Genomic DNA, 19,785 nt, shown 5'->3' with positions numbered 1-19,785 from the left:
GTTCACGCAGGAGCTGCGCCATAGCCGTTCACTAACCGGATGCGAGCATATCACCTGTGCATGCAACCCAATACCGGGACTGCGCTAGTTTGAATCGCGGGCTCTTCTCCGTGGTTTTCGAGGTTCTGCTGCAATGATGCGTTTACGCTACCAGTTATCAACGGCCTGGCCATGTCTTCGGGATCTGCCGGCCTCCCGTCACCTGAGCTCGATTCCGCAGAGCCGCCCCATGCCACAACAGCAAAAAACGGGACCCACGGTGATTAAGCGGCGTCTGAACGAGGCTCGGCAAGCTGGAGCGGTCGATGGTCGCAGTCGCGCCCCTTGCACTCTGGTTAAGTCGCTTGAGCCCCTGATAAATTCTGACCTTCCGTCAGCAGTCGGTGCTCGACAGCTGACCCCTTGTTTCCTGAAGGCCATATCCCAGGGGGGTGAGCATGGTTGACAGGGACCCTCGGACTAAGGGGCAGTGCTCTTCGCGGCCGGATGAGGGCCGGCACCCAGCGGATCAAAAAGCGCAGTCTTCAGTGGCGCGTGTCGATCAAGTGGCCGACAACTTCAATTCGGACGACATCTGGCAAGAGAATTCTGTATTGCGTTACGTGGAAAGGCTAAGCGTCCACCAGCCAAGCCCGCCGACCGAGCTTCAAAGCCCTGAAGAACAAACCCCGCAAATGATGGCTGACATGACGGAACTGACGAGAGTTCCGGTCGTCCCGGCAGAGACCGCGTTCAACCTCACGAGGACAACAGATGAATACAATAATGCCGATCGCACTATTCACCTCGTCGAGGGCCAGCCGCTGGAGACTGGCCCTCAGCGCGGGGGGCTGCATGGCCTTGGGAATTTAGAAGCCTCAGCGGTTGCCGGGCCCACCGAGGTGCCGGGTGGAAGAGAGGAGCATTCGGCCATGTCCGAGGTGCCCGCGGAGCCCAGCGATCCGACCGGTGGCGGGCGCAAGAGGCGGACTACTGAGAAGGACGCAGATCCCAGGCCCAGCCGCAGGCAGACGTTATATGCTCAAAGGCCGCAGGCGTTGGCGCCTGATCTCAGCGCCGCGAATGCCGGCATAATCGTGGGGGCCTCAACGGGCGATCTCGTCAATCGAGCGGCGTTCCGGACGGTGTCGGCCCAGGACCAGGCGAGGCTGGACGAAATCGCCAGGCAGACACCGCGGCAGTCGAGGCAGAGCAAGGGGGCGTGGGCGGACGCGCTGAAGGCGGCCCATCCCGATCTCAGCGCCGCCGATGCCGCCGTAATCGTGGGCGTCGTAAAGCGGGTTATCGCCAGGAGGGCGGCGTATCGAACGGTGTCGGCCCAGGACCGGGCGAGGCTTGACGAGATCAAGGCGGCGACACCGCAGCTGCCGGGGCAGAGCAAGGGGGCGTGGGCGGACGCGCTGAAGGCGGCCCATCCCGATCTCAGCGCCGCCGATGCCGCCATAGTCGTGGGTGCCGTAAGGCGCGATATCGCCGTGAGGACGGCGTTCCAGACGGTGTCGGCCCAGGACCAGGCGAGGCTGGACGAAATCGCTAGGCAGACACCGCAGCTGCCGGGGCAGAGCAAGGGGGCGTGGGCAGACGCACTGAAGGCGGCCCATCCCGATCTCAGCGCCGCCGATGCCGCCATAATCGTGGGTGCCTCGAAGAAACGGATAGCCAGGAGGGCAGCGTTCAAGGTGATATAGGACGGCTCACGACTCATCACCACATTCCCTAGGAACTGCACCATCATGTGCGTTGGTTGTCCACCACGGGATTGCATGAGCATGTGAGAGCGCCGAATTTTTCTTCAGTCTGGAGGCCAATACCTGGCTCGAGATCGATATTTAGGGGCACGACGGCGGGCGCATTCCGGCTGACTAACACGCCGAGAGCGACCTCGTCTTCGACGGTCGGGATCGCAGAATGTCGGCTCGCATGCCGCTGCGACCATCAGCCCGCTCCTCGCAAGATTGGCGCCAAGGCCGCCGTCGAACGATGGCGAGGAGGCAAGTTTTTCCAAAACTTTCTTTAGCATAGAGGTAGAAGGATCGCTACAGCGGGGTTGCAGTGCGCGGGCGGCTAGGGTGACTAAGTGCGTGCACTCCACGACCGTCAAACGGGGTCGGTGTCCGTCAATTCGAAATCGCAGGGATCTGCACGAGAGACCGCGTGGTTGCCCTGCACGACTAATGGAAGCAGGGTCGACAGTCACGTTGGGATGCGATAGGTGCGCGATAGAACGGGAGATTGGCGGCGGGACTCGATTCTTTTTAGAAGATCACGCAAAGCCGCATCACACCCATTGTCAAAAGTAAATACCGCGACGATGGTTATTAAACTTCAGACTTCCGTCGAAAACGGCAATGGCGCTCACGAAGGAGGCCGGCCGCTGCGAAACCCCGCCATCTCCGCACCCCACTCCTTCGCTCCAACTGGGAGCAAAATGAATGAGGCAACGTGCGAATCTCGGGGAGCATCGTTACATGCGGTCAATACGGATCTCATCCAGATTGTCGCCCTATATGCCTCGTGCGGCGGTCCGGCGGAGCGCAGGAGATATATGCCGTTGAAGTGCTCGAGCCGTTCTACCACTGACGCCGGGGTCGCTGCACGCGCGATGGACCCGCCGGCTGGCCGCTCGTTCGATGAGGGTCCGCGCGCCGACACCCCCAAGAGCGATCGCCGAGGACGCCATCCACCTTATGCAGCAACTGGCGCGGAGGCGGCCGCGCGAAGACTTTGTAGTTGGAGGCCTTCAGGCTCACGTTTCCAACGGTACTCCGCAGGTTGCCCTTTGCAACGACTGCCCGACGATGTCAATTCAATCTGGCTGAGCTTGTACCGTCAAGTTTATCCAGTTTGGGGTTCGCTCCAGCGGTGGGTTGCGCATCTGCGGCGGCATCGGCGGGTTTAGGTGCGGAGACCATTCCGGCTGCGCAGCACTGCATCACGTCGCGGGTTGACGATCTGGGCGAACTCTGCAGGGTTAGTCAGCCGAGGCCAGAGTGCTTGGCTTGCCACGCTCCTCGATAACCCGATCCAGTCCACAGGCGACCGCAGGCCGGAGAGCGAAGTATCGGCGACGAGAGTCCGGCTTTCCTCACGACCATCAGAAGCCTGAACCCGCGCTATAGGTGAGTTGATCCGACACGAAGTCCAGCGACCAACGATCATTGGCAGCCAGCTGGATCAACACCAACGCTTGCCTTTCGCTTGTTTCCGGCCACGGCGCTTGCGCATCGTGAGCTTCTCCTCCCGATGGACCCGGAAGAGCTTCTTGTTGTTCACAAGGTGTCCCTCGCGCCTGAGCAGCACATAGCTGCGTCAAGATCCGAAGCGGCGGCATTCACGCCCCAAGCATTCACGACATATACGAATGTCGATTGTGCATGAGCAATCGCGTCTGCTCATTGCTAAACATTGAGAAACAGAGGCGCGACGATCTTTTATGTCGGGAAAACTGGGATTTGGGTCATGCTCGATGCGGATCATCTATTAAAACCGATCAGCGACGGCAACGCATGCGGGGATGCTCTCGATTACGATTTGAGCTTCCTGGAGCTGGAGATAGCGTCGCATGGCAAGCCGCACCAGCAGATAGGCGACTCCATCGCCACCGGGGAGGCTCCCGATTGGACAGAGGTGTGGCGGCTTGGCCTCGACCTTTCTGCCCGCACTAAGGATCTAAGAGTCGGCATCTTGCTCACACGATCCGCCCTCAGTCAGTTCGGCTTCTCTGGTCTAAGTCGGGGGCTTGAGCTGCTCGCGGCCTATGTCGAGCTCTACTGGTCAGAGCTACATCCGCGACCGGATCCAGAAGATGACGAAGATCAGACCGTTCGCCTCAACGCTCTAGCGAGCCTCTGCGATCTCTCCGGGCTCTTGGCAGAAATACGCCAAGTTCCACTCACCTCCTCCAGGCAATTCGGGACTTTTACGCTCCGCGATTGGGCTGGTGCGCTACGGTCCCAATCTACGGAAATTGATCGTTCGACCATCGAGCACGCCTTCATCGACACCGATCCACTGCAGCTCGAGCAGATCAGCACTGGTCTCCACGCCAGCCTGGCAGCCGCCACCCATCTAGACGCGAGTGTTCGGCAGCACGTCGCGAGTGACGAGGCCGTTCGATTCGACCCTCTGATAGTGCTACTCACCCAGGCCAAGGATCTGGTCGACGCCCATCGGAAAAGGGCCCAGCCTGCAGCCCCGGCATCTCCATTGCCAGACTCTAGCGAGGCCTCTTACCCCGAAGTGATCCGCAACCGCGATGACGTTGTCGAAATTCTTGGCCGCATTTGCCACTGGTACCAGGTGAATGAGCCCGCGAGCCCGCTGCCAGCCCTCCTGGAGCGCGCGCAGCGACTTGTCTCGAAGGACTTCATGGCTCTTATCAAAGAGTTGGCGCCAGAAGGGGTTGCCCAATACCGTTCGATTGCCGGTCTGGCGGTCGGCGAGGGCACGTGACGTGCGCAATCTTCCCTATCAGGAGAGTGGAACACATGACAAAGGCGAGTAGTCAAAAGTTCATCGCGCGGGTTCGTCCGCCTCGTGTACAGATCGAATACGACGTCGAGACCTATGGCTCTCAGAAGAAGGTTCAGCTTCCCTTCGTGGTCGGCGTGATGTCCGACCTCGCCGGCAATGCTGCCGAGCCGCTTGCCCCTGTCGCGGAGCGCAAGATGATGGAGATCGATATCGACAATTTCGATGATCGGCTCAGATCGCTGAGGCCCAGGGTGGTGATGCGGGTGCCGAACCTATTGACTGGAGAAGGCCAACTCGCTGTCGACTTGACGTTCGAGCGGCTCGAAGATTTCTCGCCGGCGGCCGTGGCGCGCAAGGTCGACAGCCTTAGCAGGCTGCTCGAGGCGCGAACGGAGCTCTCCAATCTGCTGGCCTATATGGACGGGAAGAACGGTGCCGAAGAGTTGCTCACCCACTTCCTCGCGGATTCGGCACTGCTAAGCGCCCTCGGCAATGGCATGGAGACTGAGAAGCCTGATGCAGTGGTTGCCGCTCCGCCATTGGCATCCCCAGACACAGAGGAGAACTGATCATGATGCCTGCAGATGCCACAGATGTACAGGTCGCCACCGTTGATCTCGGCGATTTCACCCGCATGCTTCGATTCGAGTTCAAGATCCGCTCGGACCACTCCCGTGACTTGGTGGAGAGTGCCGTCCGAACACTGGCCGAGCAGGCACTTCAAAACACGTCGCTGATCAGCGACGATGTCGTCACGACTATCCAAGCAATGATTGCTTCGATCGACCAGAAGCTTTCTGCACAACTCAACGAGATCCTCCATCACGAAAATTTCCAGCGCGTGGAATCAGCTTGGCGGGGCTTGCATCACCTTGCCAGCAACACCGAAACCGATGAAACGTTGAAGATTCGCGTTCTCCCAGTTTCAAAGGTGGAGATGTCCCGAACTCTGCGGAAATATAAGGGTATCACCTGGGATCAGAGTCCGCTATTCAAAAAAATTTACGAAGACGAATACGGCCAAATCGGCGGTGAACCCTATGGCTGCCTGATTGCCGACTACTATTTCGACCATACCCCACCGGACGTTGAGTTGCTTTCGGGACTGGCGCAGATCGCGGCGGCGAGCCACTCACCGCTTATATCTGCCGTCTCACCACATCTGCTGCAGATGGATTCTTGGCGTGAGCTTGCGAACCCGCGTGACATCACAAAAATCTTCCTCACGCCCGAACATGCCCCTTGGCGAGCGTTCCGCGAGAGCGAGAACTCTCGATACGTGGCCCTGACCTTACCACGCACCCTTGGCCGGCTGCCCTACGGGGCCAAAACCAACCCGGTCGATGAATTCGCCTTCGAGGAGGACACAGACGGCGGCGACAGCGAGAAATACCTTTGGACGAACGCAGCCTACGCCATGGGCGTAAATATCACGCGCTCGTTCAAGCTCTATGGCTGGCTCTCCAGAATTCGTGGCGTCGAATCCGGCGGCCTGGTCGAGGGTCTGCCGGTACATACCTTCCGCAGCGACGACGGTGGCGTCGACCTAAAATGCCCCACTGAGATCGCGATCAGCGACCGCCGTGAGGCCGAACTGTCCAAAAACGGTCTTCTACCGCTGTTGCACCGCAAAAACACGGACCTCGGCGTATTTATTGGCGCTCAAACTATTAACAAGCCGGTCAAATACGAAGACCCCGACGCGTCAGCGAACGCCGAACTCAGTGCCCGGCTACCCTACATCTTCGCAACCTGCCGCTTCGCACATTATTTGAAGTGTATGGTCCGGGACAAGATTGGCACGTTCAAGGAGCGCCACGAGGTCGAGGAGTGGCTCAACCAATGGATTCAGGGCTATGTCCACCCCTCGCCCGAGCTTGGGAGCGAAGAGAGTAAGGCACAGCAGCCGCTCTCCTCAGCCGAGGTCAAGGTGGAAGAGGTCGAAGATAATCCCGGATATTACGTTGCGAGATTTTACATGCGGCCACACTACCAGCTCGAAGGCCTAACCATCTCTTTGAGACTGGTCTCGCGCCTGCCATCCGCCCGCAAGGACTGAGAAAACCCGCAGATGATTGTGCTCCGTTCTCGGCGCCAAAACTCCGGAATAGCTGCCCTGGGCTGGCCGATGCAATCCAGGCCCAATCAGATCAACGAGAAAAGGAAAGTCCATCATGGCGTTCGACGCGGTTATAAAATTCACGCAAGCGTCCAAGGACGGCATTTTGCCCAAGGGCGAATCTATCATTCTAAAGGACGGCATCACCCTAGCGGACGAATGGAGCTTTTCACTCGAAAACAAGCTGAACATTGGGCCTCATACCGCCGGGGCGGGCGCGGGCAAGGCCGAATTCGAGGTCTTCACTATCAAGAAGCAGGTGGATACGTCATCGCCCTCTCTGTACGTTGCCTGTGGTCGCGGCGCCCACTTCAATAGCGTCGAACTGAAACTTTTCAAAGCGACGGGGAGCGGACAAGCTACATCAGAATCGAACCTGTTCTTGCACTGGAGTTTCAACATGCTGGTAGTCGAGAAGGTCGAGTGGTCCTATGCGGAAGACGCCCCCGAGGAGACGATCACATTCCGGTTCGGCGCCTGCAAGGTCATTTATTACAGGCAGGATGAAAAAGGCGCTCTTACCAAAGCTGGCGAGGGCATCTGGAACCAAATCGCGAACAGCACCGACTTCAATAGGCTCGTCGGCTGATGGGGCCATCGGCAACCCGGGAATATTCGGGGCTGCGCGCGAAAACGACGGATCGACTCGTCGCTATTGCACCTGGAGATTGTAACATGGGCAGAGATGTTAAGCGGGATCTCGTGCAACCATCCCTCCTGGACCGGCTTACGGACGATGAGCCGCGCAGCTCGTGTGAAGCGCAGGACAAGCGCAGCTTCTCTGTTCGCCAACTGGAAGAGGTGATTCTACGCGATGTTTCCTGGTTGTTGAACACCAATCAACTGGGTGCAACCGTAGATCTACAAGCGTACCCTCACGTAGCGGCCAGTGCACTTAATTATGGTGCCTGGCCTCTCAGCGGACAAATTCGCGAAGGCATGGATAAGAGCGCATTGCGCGAAGCGATAATCGAGAGCCTTCAGCGCTTTGAGCCGCGTCTCTTACCGGACACCCTGAAGGTCACGGTCCTGGACGATGGTCAGGGTTGCGGCACTTTTCGCTTTAGGATCGAAGCCGATCTGTGGGCGCAGCCATTGCCGGTGCGAATGGTGATGCGTACGGAGGTAGATTCCGAGCTCGAATCCGCCCGCGTTCATCTCGGTACAGAGATAAGCTGATGGATCCCCGGCTCCTGCGACTGTACAACGACGAACTTGCTTATATGCGCGAGATGGGGGCCGAGTTCGCCCGCGCATTCCCGAAGGTCGCCGCCCGGCTCGGGATGGAATCAGCGGAGGTCGCCGACCCCTACGTCGAGCGGCTTCTGGAAGGCTTCGCTTTCATGGCGGCGCGGGTGCAATTGAAGCTTCAGTCTCGCTTTCCGGAATTCACCCAGCACCTCCTGGAGATGGTCTATCCGCATTTTCTACCGCCGCTCCCCTCGATGACGATCGTCCGTTTCGAGCCCGACCAGGATGCCGGACCACTTGAAAATGGATACCTCGTGCCGCGGGAAACCAAGCTTTTGGGCCGTCTTGCTCCGGGCGCCGTCACACATTGCGAGTTCCGCACGGCCCATGATGTGCATCTCTGGCCAATTGTGGTGAGCGCTGCCGATTATTTTTCGACGCCGGGGCAGATCGCCGCACTGGATCTTCCGGCCCGGCAAGATGCGAAGGCTGCTTTGCGACTACGCCTTCGCACCACCAATGGCATGCCGTTCAATAAACTCGGACTAGAGGCTCTCACACTGCACCTAACAGGCCCCGGTGGCATCGGCGCCGCACTCGCCGAACAGCTTCTCGGTGACGCATGCAATATCATAGCCCGTCCGGTCGGCCGGCCTATCCCTTGGCAGGAAAAGATTCCGGTTCATGCGCTGCAGCAACGCGGTTTGGAGCCGAGCTGTGCTCTCCTGCCCGAGGTGCCACGCTCTTTCGACGGGTACCGTCTCCTACAGGAGTATTTCGCCCTCGCGGAGCGGACGTTGTTCGTCGAGGTTAGCGGGCTGGCAGACGCAGTAGCCCTGTCAACTGCCGAGACCCTTGAGATCGTCTTCGCACTCAGACGAGTCGAGCCACGGCTGGAACGACAGCTCGGACCCCAAAATATCGTTCTCTTCGCAACGCCCGCGATTAATCTCTTCGAACGCCAGGCAGATCTCGTCCACGTGAGCGACAAGAACACCGAGCATCATGTGATTGTTGACAGGATGAGGCCGCTCGACTTTGAGGTCCACTCGATCCTCGAAATGAGCGGAGACGGGGCGAAAAACGAAGCGGCTCCCGTGAGGTTCTACCCGTTCTATAGCATCAGCGCGCACGGTCAGGAGGAGCAGCATTCCAGATACTACGCGATCCGCCGGGAGCAGCGCCTCATGTCGGAGCACCAGCGTCTAAATGGCGCGCGGACTGGCTACATCGGCAGCGAAACGTTCGTTTCTCTAGTTGATCGCCAGGCGGCTCCTTATTCGGCGGAACTCCGGCATTTGTCTGTAAACTGCCTGTGCTCGAACCGGGATCTGGCGCTGCTGCTGCCGATCGGCCGGGACAAGACAGACTTCACCCTGGAAATCGGCGCTCCAGTTACCGCCACCCGGTGCGTATCGCCCCCGAGCCGACCGCGCCACTCCTTCGCCAATGGCGATATCACCTGGCGATTAATTAGCCATCTTTCACTGAACTACCTCTCGATCAGCAATTCCGATAGGAACGACCACCGGGGCGCAGAAGCGCTGCGTGAACTCCTCCGCCTCTACGTCGATCCAGTCAATGCCTTCGCCTCACGGCAGATCGACGGGATCCGGGAGATTCGGTCCAGGCCTGCGGTCAGGCGATTGTCCAGCGGTGGACAAGCCGCCGTAGCACGTGGGATTGAGGTTGGTATCATCCTGGACGAAGCGGCCTTCGAAGGCGTTGGCATCTTTCCGCTCGCCTCCGTGCTCAACCAGTTCTTCGCGAAATACGTATCCATCAACAGCTTCACCGAGATGGTCGTCTCGACGCTACAGCGCGGGGAGGTAATGCGATGGCCGACGATGGCCGGCCGCCGGGCGATCCTTTGATTTCGGGGGCACTCGGCGACTTCCTAAGCTCGCTCAGGGCCGAACCGCATGCCTGCGACTTCTTCCAGGCTCTGCGGCGGATCGATGCAATCTGCTCAGATCGGCCTCGGCTGGGAGAATCGAGCGGTCCCAGCCTGGATCGCGTGCGGATCGCCCAGCAGCCCTCCCTTGCATTTCCGCCTCGATCGATCGCGGGCGTGACTGCGCACGAGCAGAACGACCCCGTAATCTCCACCTACGCCTTCGGCTTGTTTGGACCCCACGGTCCCCTCCCATTGCATCTGACGGAGTACGCCCTTCTCCGGCAGCACAACGCCGCGGATGAGACGCTGATCCGATTTGCTGATACCTTTCATCATCGAATGGCCTCGTTCTTCTTCCGTGCATGGGCGGAGGGCGAACCGACCGTGAGCTATGACAGGCCACAAGAAGATCGATTTGCCCTTCAGCTCGGCGCGCTAGCCGGCTTCGGGATGACCTCCCTGCGCGCGCGGGATGCTATGCCTGATCTGGCCAAACTCCACTTCACCGGCCGTCTCGCCTCACACACCCGCAACGCCGAGGGGCTCGCTGCCATCCTCGCCAGCTTCGTCGAGGCGCCGGTTGATATCCGTGAATTTGTCCCAAAATGGGTGGATCTGCCCCGCATATCGCTCTGCCTCCTGGGCCGCGACCCGGCCACGGGCACGCTGAACGGCAACGCTATTGCAGGTGCGAGGGTCAGAGTGTGGCACCATCGGTTCCGACTCATTGTGGGTCCCCTCAGCCTGGCTCATTACGAATCGCTTCTGCCCGCAGCTCCCGGCCTTAAGTCGATAGCGGAGATCATCTGCAACTACCTTGGAGATGAACTTGACTGGGAGATTAACCTCGTTCTCCGTCAGGAGCAGGTCCCGGAAGTGCAGTTGGGTCGCTGCGGCAGACTCGGATGGTCCAGTTGGATGGGCAAGCGGAAAACGCGCCAGCACGCCGATGACTTGACGACTACCCCGACTGACCGGGGCCCACCGGCTCCCGCATGGCACTCTCCTGAAACGGACATCCATGATGCGGCGGGCCCGCTCGACCTTCTTTTCGGGCGGGGAGAAGATCTCCTTGGCGAGATCGATCTGGAACGGATGAATGGCCCACGTAACCTCGATACCAAGTGCGGCGGCACGGCGGGCGGCGGCTTGGAAGGCCCGTTATGACAAGCATCGGAAGCTCGACTCTCTTCAGTAAGCTCAACGCAAACTGCAATGGGACCGCCAAGGCCCTTTGCAAAATTCGCCGTGACGCCTCTTTGGAACGTTCTCGCCATTTTGACGCCCTTGAGGCTTCAGCAGCGGAGAGGCCGATCGAGCCGACGATCGCGGCGAAACTCGACCACCGTGGTTGTCCGCTCGGGCGCTGCGCCCTGGGCCTGGTTGAATCTTCCAGGAGACACGTCGTCGCTAGCACCGCCGGAATCCGCCGACTCATCGATGTTACAAGGCCGCATGGCGAGATTTGGGTGGGACTTAGCGTGGGTGAGTTCCAAGAGACCCACACGCTTTCTTCGCCCCGCCCTCCCCCGCTTGGCTCTGACGATGCGGGCCAGCAAGACATCTTGGCTGAGCAACGGTCGGCGATTTCGATGCACGAAATAAACGCTTTTCTGCATCTTCGCCGATGGCTTCGGCAGCATCCTACTCACGCCATCGGGCGCAACCGCGCCTTCTCATCAAATCTGCGGAACACACACCACCATGGTCGAGTCAAGAATCGAGAGTCTCTTAAGGCACAATCGTTTTGTTGCGGTCACTTCGGCCGCGTCCGAGTTGAATGAAATCTCTCTCCGACGGCTCAGTGGCACCGAGCGACTGGGGGAACCTTTCCTCTACGAGGTGAAGCTCGCCAGCCGCGATCCAGTTCAGAACTTTGCTACGATCCCCGGTCAAAGCCTGACAATCGGCCTTAAGCTCAAGGACTCGCAAACGCGCTTCTTCAACGGTGTTGTTACGCGCTTCCAATATCTCGGCCTCGACGATACCGAGCACCTCAACTACGTGGCGCAGGTGCGGCCGTGGATTTCATTGCTCGAGCATCGCTCTAACAGTCGGGTCTTTCAGAACAAGACGAGCATCGAGATCATCACCACGATTTTTCGAGAACATAGAGGCAATTTCAAGAATCAGACCGCCCGACGGTTCCCACAGCGCCCATATTGCGTCCAGTACGATGAAACGGATCTGGCCTTCGTCAGCCGCCTCATGGAGCAGGACGGCATCTACTACTATTTTGAACATGCTGAGGACCAACATGACCTGGTGCTGGTCGACAACGCCGCGAGTCACATGGCCTGCACGCCTGAGATCGTAGAGACCCACCACAATCTCAGGCCTGCCCGAAGTCTTTACCAAGAAGATGTCATCCTGCATTGGGACGAGGTCGTATCGCTACAGCCGAACAAGGTCGTTCTCAGGGACTATGACCATGAGAAGCCGATGGCAGAACTGACGTCTGTCGCGCGTGTTCCTCCCGTGAGGACAGGCGGCATTCCGCCATGCAAGCTCACGGGAAGCGCCATCACCCGACCGCGGGAGAGCGTGGCGGTCAGAACGGGCGAGACCTCGTCGGCAAGCAGCGGCTGCACGGCAATGCGGGAGGTCTTCGAGTATCCAGGCCAGTATACAAAAAAAAGCGATGGCGATTTCTACGCCACCATCCGTGCCGAGGAACTCGCCTGCAACGCTTATCGCGCGCGGATCGAAAGCACTGCGCGCCAGATAACGACCGGGTCATTATTCAAGGCCGCAAATCCCTTCTACTACGGCCAGATCGGTTCCCGGCCGAAACCCACCGATCGCTTTCTGGCAATCGGACAGGACTTCACTGTCATCGGTGAGGTGGGGGACGATCTCACTGCGGACACCGTGGGGGGGAAGGGCGAGCGGTTCCTCTATCACAGCAACGTGGAGATTATCCCCGCGACCACCCAGTACCGCCCGAGGCGCCGCACACCGGCGCGGTTGATTCACGGACCGCAGACGGCCGTCGTCGTGGGCCCCGAGGGCGAGTCGATCGCGACGGATAAGTACGGCCGTGTGAAGGTTCAGTTCTTCTGGGACCGAGAAGGCGGAAAGAACGAGAACAGCTCCTGCTGGATTCGGGTGGCCCAGAACTTCGCTGGTAAGGGTTTTGGCAACCTGGTCGTCCCACGGATCGGCCATGAGGTCGTGGTTGATTTCATCCACGGCAATCCCGACACGCCCCTGGTGACCGGCGTCGTATACAATGGCTCAAATCTGCCGCCTGAAACCCTGCCGACTGACAAAACGCGGTCGACCTTCCGGACGCATACCGATGGCGGCGCCGCTAATGCCTACAATGAACTGCGCTTTGAGGACAAGCAGGGCCGTGAGGAGGTCTATTTGAAGGCCCAGAAGAATCATACCGTCGAGGTCGGGAACATCTACAGCATCGACGTCAAGAGACACTTCCTCCTGACCTCGGGCGGCGCCGCGCCCGACTCCCCTGCCGCAGCGGCCTTAGGTAGCCGCGTCGAGGTAACACCCGACAAGATCCGCCTTGTAGTATCGGGCAGAACCGGCCCGCAGGCCATCGAAATCAGCGGCGATGGGATCGCCATTATCGGCACGATGATTGGCGTTATGGCAACGCCTCCGCGGCTCGGGTCTATCGTCTCCATGCCGCCGCCGACACCGGGTCCACCCACGCCGTCGATAATGAAGCTTATTGCGACACTCGGGCTGCCGCCTGTTACGCCAGAGTGACACGATGTCAAGGTGAACTGGTTCTCGGCCTCGGCTGTCCGGAAGTCGTTGCCTTTAAGTCGGCAGGGCCCTGCAGGCGTAGAGAAAAAGCGTAACGGCGTCGGCGTCGTAAGCTGACCTACCAAATCAACGTGACACTGCGAGATTGCCCGAAAATGAGGAAAGGTTATCGCGCGTGAGCGTTTGTTCCGGGAACTTGCGCCTCAGTTAGATGGAGTTGCCACGCGAAATCGGCCGAAAGCATGCGTCTGGTTTAGGTCTCCACCAAGCGGGAACTAGTGTATAGCCCATCGATGGGGATGAAATACCTTTATCACTCGGCGTCACGAAATTGCGATCAGGGCGCGGGCGGCGCAAAAATCAGCGTTCTCGATCTTGGCGTTACAGCGCTGCTTTGCAGGGCGGGCTCTCGCCTCGAAGCGCTTCTGGCGGAGCGTGGCCGCCTCGAGCAGCAGTCGAAGCCTTTCACCATGCTCGAAGGTGTCTCGCTTCTATTTGCGTTTCGAGTTCCTGATAGGCGCTGGCCATGCCTGTCAGGCCGAGTTTGCGCAGCATGTCAATGGTGGGATTGTTCAACGTCGCGATAAAAATCATGCGCTGTCCAGCTCGAGGAAGGACGCTGGCCATGCCCCCGAAGCATAACGGGATACGAATTTGGTATTGGAAGGAAAGGTCGCGACGGAAGTAACATCAGCAGTGACGCAATGACCTAAGGAACGACGCAATGTACGGCAGAAGGCAGGGGCGTGTTGGCAATAGTTCCGAACAAGGCGGTGAAGACACCTTTAACTGGGTTGAAGGCTTGACTGGCTCCTCGTCCAGCGAAGCGGCACTGAAAGAAATTTTACTGGCCTGGGCGGAAGACGGGCAGCAGGAGCAGGACGAGGACCGGCACGAGGCAATGGCACGGATCGAGGCCTGGACGGAAACCCGCAATTTTCGTGCCCCCCTGAACTTAACATCGCTGTCCCTAACGGCACTGCCCCCCACCTTACCGGCCGGCCTCCAGCGGCTCAACGCCAATGACAACCGGTTGGGCAGGCTGCCCAACAACCTCCCGCCCGGTCTGCGAAAGCTCTCTGCCTGCGACAACCAGCTGACCACGCTGCCTGAGGTTCTTCCGGACATGCTCGAGACGCTCTACGTCGACGGCAACCGGCTGACCAGATTGCCGAACGAGCTTCCTTCCGGACTAAAGTATCTCTACGTCAACCACAACCGGCTGACCAGTTTGCCCGATAACCTGCCGCCTGAGCTCAGGGAGCTTCATGTCACCCGCAACGAAATCGCGCACCTGCCGGAGAATCTCCCCCTCGAATTGACGGATCTCCGCGCCGAACTCAATAATATAATTCGCCTGCCCGAGCGCCTTCCTGCAAAGCTCACGCGGCTCGAAGTCCCTCACAATGAACTGACTAGCCTACCCGAGGACCTCCCGGCCACCCTAAAGTGGCTCAGCACCGACAGTAATGAACTGACCCACCTGCCCCCTAACCTGCCGAGGGGGCTGGAGGAGCTTAGCGTTCGTGGAAACAACCTGAGAGGACTTGGCGACGGGCGAACTGCACTGCCGTACATTCTGTCGCAGCTTCCGCCTCATTGCAAAGTGTACCTGAATAACAATCCGCTGCCAGATCGACTGCGGGCGCACCTGAGCGCGCAAAGCGGGACGAGCCTTCCGCAGATCTTTTTGTGATGCTGCCTGACAAACGGGCCAAACTAGATCCCTGCGTTTTGAGTAAAAGGCCTTTTGCCGAAGCCATGGCGGTGGGGTGCAGGCCAGGTATGACGCGTGCGGATCAAAAACAATGAGTTTGCAGGTTTATGCCGCTCGCCGGAATGTGTTGAGTTGTGGAAGCAACAGACGTCTCACTGAAGACTATGGCCGGAAAGCCCAGGCTCGGCACTTGTGTCCTTCGGGCGACCTTGCATGCGAGCCAGTTCGTACAAAGGATTACCCGCTATCGCGTACCAGGAGGTGCGACGCTTACGGCCTAGAGGCATTGCCGCCGGTTGGAACGTTCGGAAGCTGGACCCAGATTTCAACAGGCCTCAAGCGCATCCACCATTTCCACATGGTCCACCCCCAGCATCGCGTATTCGTTGATCTAACTACCCGAGACTCCAGCCTACGGGCCTATTTGCATTCGTCGGCGATCGACGACTCTGTCGCCTATTAGTTGAAATAGGGTTTCGTGGCGAGCCAGCAGAGGAACAGCCCATGGATGAGAAAAACAGCCCCATTGTTTGCATCTCGGGTGTAGACGAACGAAAGCTCGGCGCCGCTCTAATCGCGGTCCAATCGGCATTTAGTGTCGCGATTGCGGAACTATCGAAGCTTCACAAAGGGAACAGTCCTCAGTGGTTCGAAGACCTGGAGGAGGTGGTAATCGCTAACGCAAAAGGCACAGTCACCGAGGGCATCTCGCTGGATGTCGAGGTGGAAAGCCTCAAATTCGGCATCGACGTCCTTCGGGCGATCTTAGATGTCAGCCGCGTTGAGCTAGGCTTTGCAGCAAAGGAATAACCTTTCGCCCAAACGAGGTCTCGATGCTATTTGGCGCCGGAGATGTTCGATGCACACTCGAACCTTCGCATGAGTACCGCGCTCGTCGCCAAAGTCGCCCGCATCGTCACCAAATGGTACGGTCGTTGGACAAACCAGGAGGTCTTGCCGCAGATGATCGACGATACGACCTATGCATGGCGCACCGGCGTTTTTGAGGCAACGCGCGTTTTCCATGCGGAAGACCCGGGCGGACCAACCTTCATCGGGGGCAATTTGCGCAAGCCGGACTCCCATGGAAGACAATAACTTGTCGGACGCTGGGCGCACGAGACTGAGGGACTCAGCGTTGAAGATGCTGCCGACAAGCTCGGCATTAGCGATGCACCCTGTATAGCGGGCAGCGACCGCCTTGCCATGCTTGAAGATGCCCTGAGCCGACACGCCCACAGTTGATAAAGATGTTGACTCAGTACCGCCGGCCGCTCCTCACCTTCTACCTTGCTGAGCCGCCAGCCATTGCGGCTCGTGGCAAGGATTTTTCGGACTCTTCCCGAGAATATGCACAACGCGACGCAGCGCTTGTCGACCCGCTGTTTCGTGAAGTTCGCGCTCGCCAGGAAATGGTGCGTGCTGAGCCCTTTGTAAGAGTCACCCTTGCGCCGGCAGTCCGAGACCTCCCCGTTCATCTGGTTCGTCGTTTGGAATCGCAATCGATCGATGATCGACCTCCGCCCCCTCGTCGCAGGGATACACATCAAGTGGATTTGACCTGGACAGCGACCGCTCGCGCTGGAGCGCCGAATACCGGCGGCGCATTTCACCGGACGCAATCGACCCTGCCGTCCAAAGAGCGACCGGTTCCATGAAACCCGGGTCTTCATCGATCCGGATTCTTCGCGCCTTCCAACGCGCGATGACCCGCTCGGCTATGTCCCTGTGTGAATCCATTACCACTTCCCTGCCGCCTGCCGCCTACGTGGTTAGATACCAAGCTGGTGGGTTCTTCGCCAGTTCAAACCGTCCAATATGTCACGCCGGCCGCCCGCGATCCGTTTTCAGGAGCTTGTTAGCTGGAGCTACCGAGATCGCAGGACACACTTTCCAGCTCTCTCCCGACCTGATGGTCCCCGTCACCATCTTTTCCGTCCATGAATAAGGTAGGCCGCCCCCGATCAGTCCAGGCGATTTAAGTGCGAGTCCGCTTTTACGTCGCCTTGAGGTCCGTCAGCACCTTGTCAAAAGCATCCTTGACCGGCTTTGAGATTTCCTCCACCGCCCTGCTTGAGAGCACCCGGACTTCCTTGGCGTGCTGCAAACTTGTCTCAACCCGCTTGCGAAAAAAGGTCGACTGCTGTTCGAGGATCTGCGACGGCGAATTCGCGCCCAGCAAAGCTTGCAAATGTGAGAAGCCGGCCTCGGCGTCGGCTTGCAGTGCAGCGATCGTCTTCCACCACAATTCGTTGCCGAATAGACTTGTCGTTTCGAGGATCGGAGGCAGCATTTTCTGTGTCGCTTCAGCGCCGGACGCAAATTTCAAAAAAGCCTCTGTCACCTTCTTGTTCCCCTTTTCAACAGATGCGCCGAACTGATCTGGCACCTTGAGCGGCGATGACCCCGGGCTTTCGATCGTTTCAAAGGATCTTTCGGAAATCTTGGTCATTGCATTTTCCTTCTCTTTGAGTTGGTTGCAAGCTGTGACATCGGGATTGACCCTTCCGCCGGCGGACTATGCATGGCCGCTTGGTAGAACGCGGATCCGATGACGAACGGTCAGGTGGCCTCCGTTCCGTTCGTTTCATGAACCGGCATAATGCAGACTGCTTTCTGCCGCTTGTAACCAGGGATCAGCAAACACCATGCCAACTGCTCCGACGCGCCAAGAAGATGATTTTCTTTTATCAATGGGCGGGTTGAGGGCAGGTTGATGTGTATTTGACGGAGAGACCGGCGAACAAAACGTTCCAATCACGACAAACCTGACAAAAGTGGCGGATGCCCGACATTTGCGAGAAATGTAAAGCTGGATGATCCACGGCGCTCCGGTGCATAACTGGCGAGCGGGAAGGACACCGCTGCTGACCATCCGGTAGGCGGTAGCTCGACTCACCTTTAGAATGTCGGCGGCCTCGTCGAGGGTTCTCTCACCGCGTTCGGCCCGTTCACCTTCTCGATAGACGGAGATGCCGTGGATGTTGCGAAGACTGCAGACGTGGCTTCGCGTCCAGCTGGCGCCATGCCCTGTCCGCTTGCCGGATCGATTCAAGATCGCTGCGATCGACAAATCGGGCAACTGCCTCGCCAAGTTGCGAACGAGATCGACAACATCAGCCTTAACTGCCCAGCGGGTCTGGCCGATCTTGTTTTTCTTCACCGTCATCCGGGTGTGATCGCCACCCTGCCAATGAATGACGAGCGCCAATGTGTCGTCAACGGTATCGACAATGATTTCTTTGATCAGCAGCCGAATGATCTTTTCGCGTTAGACGCGTCGGGACCTGTCCCATGCCTTACTATAGATCGCTACCGAGCATCATCAATCTTGTACGGTCGTCGGCCGATAAAGCAGGCGTGTTACGGTCGGTCGAGAGCATCTCGAACTGGACCTCGAGATCACGCAATAGGATCAGCTTCTCATTCCAGCGCCGCTCCAGTTCGCCGGCGACCAACCGATTGCCCGGATCGACAGCATCATACTGGCGGCGCGCCCTGGCAGCCTCGTATTGTGCTTGCTTGATTAAGTTCTCGAGTTGCTGTTGATTGTCGCTATGACGCTGCGTGTGCGCCTCCATTGCCCGCAAGGCCGCCTCGATTCCCAGAGGTTGCAATCGCTCGAGCACCTCCTGCGCCACGGCCCGATCGACCCGCATGCCGCCGAACCCGATACAGTTGCCGACCGCCGTGGCGCCGAACGTGCCGCGACAAACATATCGCTGCGTATTGCCGCCTTTCCCGGAGTATTGAATGTGCAATCGGCGACCGCAGCGACCGCAACGGAATAGTCAGGCAACAAAGCTTGGCGCGCAGTTCAACGAGTTTGGTTGCCGAAAGGCGCGGCGCAGCTACGATCTCGATCGAACTTGCCGCAGGATCAAACATCCATGCCGGAATTTGAAATGAACCACCGTGTGCCAGAATGAGCAGATAGTGAACGCCTTCGTGCTCATGGCTGCCGGTTACCAAGACGGTTTGGTCAACCAGTGGATGGAAGGGATAGGTGACCCTTGCTTCAAACGTCGGAAATCCGGCATTATGAACCCGGCTCGGAAGGCGGCGGCAGGACTTGGGCGACGATCGCGACGCTGCTTCAAACTGCATTTTGCCGCGCGCGGCAAAAGCACGTTTATGCTGACCAGCAAACTATGCCGATTAACCGACTTTGCCAACGTTTCCGGCACCATAGCGGCCGCCTAGTCGGCATAGCTTAGGGTCTCTCCGTCGCGAAGGAGAGGACACATGAACGCAACTCAGGATCGCATCGCCCTATGCAGGAAGCTAGTCTACAGTCCACATCGGGACGACGATGCACGTGGCACTCGCTAAGCCTGTTTCGGGATCTGATCGACTGGCATGTCGGCAATGGAATACTCCGCAGGATTTAAGCGAGGTTCACGTCGACCGCTTCCCTGAGCATCGTTTCAAACACTGGAGACCCGACTCGGGCGATTGATCGGCGCTCCGCCGCTCGCCTTTGGCGTTACGGGAGAATGGCTTAATACCGACCGCGCTTCCTATTCAGCGCAGTGAGCACGAGAAGATCGACGATGCTGGCCGGTCCCAAAAACGGGATGGCAGCTTCTAGAAGTCGATTGAACGAACCGGTCGGGACCGGCGTCCGCACGCGGTGCCCCACGGTCTGTCGGCCTC

General features: G+C 58.7%; 16 protein-coding genes and 4 pseudogenes. 13 read left to right on the top strand and 7 right to left on the bottom strand.

What is annotated here, in order from left to right:
• Positions 1 to 686 precede the first annotated feature (686 nt).
• Positions 687 to 1,688, top strand: a complete 1,002-nt coding sequence (locus tag MOV76_RS05165; protein ID WP_247263948.1) for a hypothetical protein — start codon at positions 687 to 689, stop codon at positions 1,686 to 1,688.
• 1,292 nt (positions 1,689 to 2,980) lie between these two features.
• Here MOV76_RS05165 and MOV76_RS05160 read toward each other — a convergent pair.
• Positions 2,981 to 3,366 (bottom strand): annotated as a pseudogene (locus tag MOV76_RS05160) (IS3 family transposase); the annotation flags it as partial.
• Positions 3,367 to 3,459: 93 nt separating this feature from the next.
• On the opposite strand from MOV76_RS05160, the gene tssA reads away from it, so the two are divergent.
• From tssA to tssG, 7 genes and pseudogenes are all read left to right on the top strand, one after another.
• Positions 3,460 to 4,452, top strand: a complete 993-nt coding sequence (tssA, locus tag MOV76_RS05155; RefSeq protein WP_064842670.1) for a type VI secretion system protein TssA — start codon at positions 3,460 to 3,462, stop codon at positions 4,450 to 4,452.
• Between the two features lie 35 nt (positions 4,453 to 4,487).
• A complete protein-coding gene (tssB, locus tag MOV76_RS05150; RefSeq protein WP_064842668.1) occupies positions 4,488 to 5,042 on the top strand; it encodes a type VI secretion system contractile sheath small subunit in 555 nt (184 codons plus the stop codon).
• 2 nt (positions 5,043 to 5,044) lie between these two features.
• Positions 5,045 to 6,532 (top strand): type VI secretion system contractile sheath large subunit, encoded by a 1,488-nt coding sequence (tssC, locus tag MOV76_RS05145; RefSeq protein ID WP_077991402.1) that lies wholly within the window; start codon positions 5,045 to 5,047, stop codon positions 6,530 to 6,532.
• 115 nt (positions 6,533 to 6,647) lie between these two features.
• On the top strand, positions 6,648 to 7,181 hold the full coding sequence (locus MOV76_RS05140) for a type VI secretion system tube protein Hcp (protein ID WP_064842664.1): 534 nt from the start codon (positions 6,648 to 6,650) through the stop codon (positions 7,179 to 7,181).
• Positions 7,182 to 7,267: 86 nt separating this feature from the next.
• Complete coding sequence (gene tssE, locus MOV76_RS05135) at positions 7,268 to 7,771, top strand: type VI secretion system baseplate subunit TssE (RefSeq protein WP_004680427.1); 504 nt, start codon at positions 7,268 to 7,270, stop codon at positions 7,769 to 7,771.
• Positions 7,771 to 9,657, top strand: a complete 1,887-nt coding sequence (tssF, locus tag MOV76_RS05130) for a type VI secretion system baseplate subunit TssF (protein ID WP_077991400.1) — start codon at positions 7,771 to 7,773, stop codon at positions 9,655 to 9,657. Before tssE ends, tssF begins: the two co-directional genes overlap by 1 nt.
• Positions 9,621 to 10,592, top strand: a pseudogene (gene tssG / locus MOV76_RS05125) (type VI secretion system baseplate subunit TssG); the annotation flags it as partial. The gene tssF and the pseudogene tssG, both read left to right, overlap by 37 nt.
• Before the next feature lie 105 nt (positions 10,593 to 10,697).
• Here the strand turns inward: tssG and MOV76_RS40020 are convergent.
• Positions 10,698 to 10,835: pseudogene (locus tag MOV76_RS40020) on the bottom strand (CoA ester lyase); the annotation flags it as partial.
• Between the two features lie 549 nt (positions 10,836 to 11,384).
• Here MOV76_RS40020 and MOV76_RS05120 point away from each other — a divergent pair.
• Positions 11,385 to 13,412, top strand: coding sequence for a type VI secretion system Vgr family protein (locus MOV76_RS05120; protein WP_077991395.1), 2,028 nt, complete (start codon positions 11,385 to 11,387; stop codon positions 13,410 to 13,412).
• A 465-nt stretch (positions 13,413 to 13,877) separates the two neighbouring features.
• On the opposite strand, the gene MOV76_RS39815 is transcribed toward MOV76_RS05120, so the two are convergent.
• Positions 13,878 to 14,006, bottom strand: coding sequence for a hypothetical protein (locus MOV76_RS39815; RefSeq protein ID WP_010068000.1), 129 nt, complete (start codon positions 14,004 to 14,006; stop codon positions 13,878 to 13,880).
• 130 nt (positions 14,007 to 14,136) lie between these two features.
• Between MOV76_RS39815 and MOV76_RS05115 the strand changes: the two genes are divergently transcribed.
• The 3 genes from MOV76_RS05115 to MOV76_RS05105 all read left to right on the top strand — a co-directional run bounded on the left by MOV76_RS05115 (position 14,137) and on the right by MOV76_RS05105 (position 16,227).
• Positions 14,137 to 15,108 (top strand): hypothetical protein, encoded by a 972-nt coding sequence (locus MOV76_RS05115; RefSeq protein WP_064842651.1) that lies wholly within the window; start codon positions 14,137 to 14,139, stop codon positions 15,106 to 15,108.
• Between the two features lie 525 nt (positions 15,109 to 15,633).
• Positions 15,634 to 15,939: a hypothetical protein gene (locus MOV76_RS05110; protein ID WP_004680432.1), complete on the top strand. Its 306-nt coding sequence runs from the start codon at positions 15,634 to 15,636 to the stop codon at positions 15,937 to 15,939.
• A 42-nt stretch (positions 15,940 to 15,981) separates the two neighbouring features.
• Positions 15,982 to 16,227, top strand: a complete 246-nt coding sequence (locus tag MOV76_RS05105; protein WP_077991422.1) for a hypothetical protein — start codon at positions 15,982 to 15,984, stop codon at positions 16,225 to 16,227.
• Between the two features lie 898 nt (positions 16,228 to 17,125).
• Here the strand turns inward: MOV76_RS05105 and MOV76_RS05100 are convergent.
• From MOV76_RS05100 to MOV76_RS40015, 4 genes and pseudogenes are all read right to left on the bottom strand, one after another.
• Positions 17,126 to 17,581, bottom strand: coding sequence for a phasin (locus tag MOV76_RS05100; RefSeq protein ID WP_077991393.1), 456 nt, complete (start codon positions 17,579 to 17,581; stop codon positions 17,126 to 17,128).
• 135 nt (positions 17,582 to 17,716) lie between these two features.
• The gene (locus MOV76_RS05095; protein WP_245304434.1) at positions 17,717 to 18,340 is read right to left on the bottom strand and encodes a helix-turn-helix domain-containing protein; all 624 of its coding nucleotides are present in this window, start codon (positions 18,338 to 18,340) and stop codon (positions 17,717 to 17,719) included.
• Positions 18,341 to 18,431: 91 nt separating this feature from the next.
• Positions 18,432 to 18,890: an ATP-binding protein gene (locus MOV76_RS05090; protein WP_077991390.1), complete on the bottom strand. Its 459-nt coding sequence runs from the start codon at positions 18,888 to 18,890 to the stop codon at positions 18,432 to 18,434.
• A 136-nt stretch (positions 18,891 to 19,026) separates the two neighbouring features.
• Positions 19,027 to 19,101, bottom strand: a pseudogene (locus MOV76_RS40015) (hypothetical protein); the annotation flags it as partial.
• Between MOV76_RS40015 and MOV76_RS05080 the strand changes: the two are divergent.
• Positions 19,066 to 19,332, top strand: a complete 267-nt coding sequence (locus tag MOV76_RS05080) for a hypothetical protein (protein ID WP_237358605.1) — start codon at positions 19,066 to 19,068, stop codon at positions 19,330 to 19,332. The pseudogene MOV76_RS40015 and the gene MOV76_RS05080 sit on opposite strands and share 36 nt — an antisense overlap.
• Positions 19,333 to 19,785: the final 453 nt, after the last annotated feature.

The organism is Rhizobium sp. PRIMUS64 (assembly GCF_023006465.1).
GTDB classification, from domain to species: domain Bacteria; phylum Pseudomonadota; class Alphaproteobacteria; order Rhizobiales; family Rhizobiaceae; genus Rhizobium; species Rhizobium leguminosarum.
This window is presented reverse-complemented; position numbering and strand designations above follow the sequence as displayed.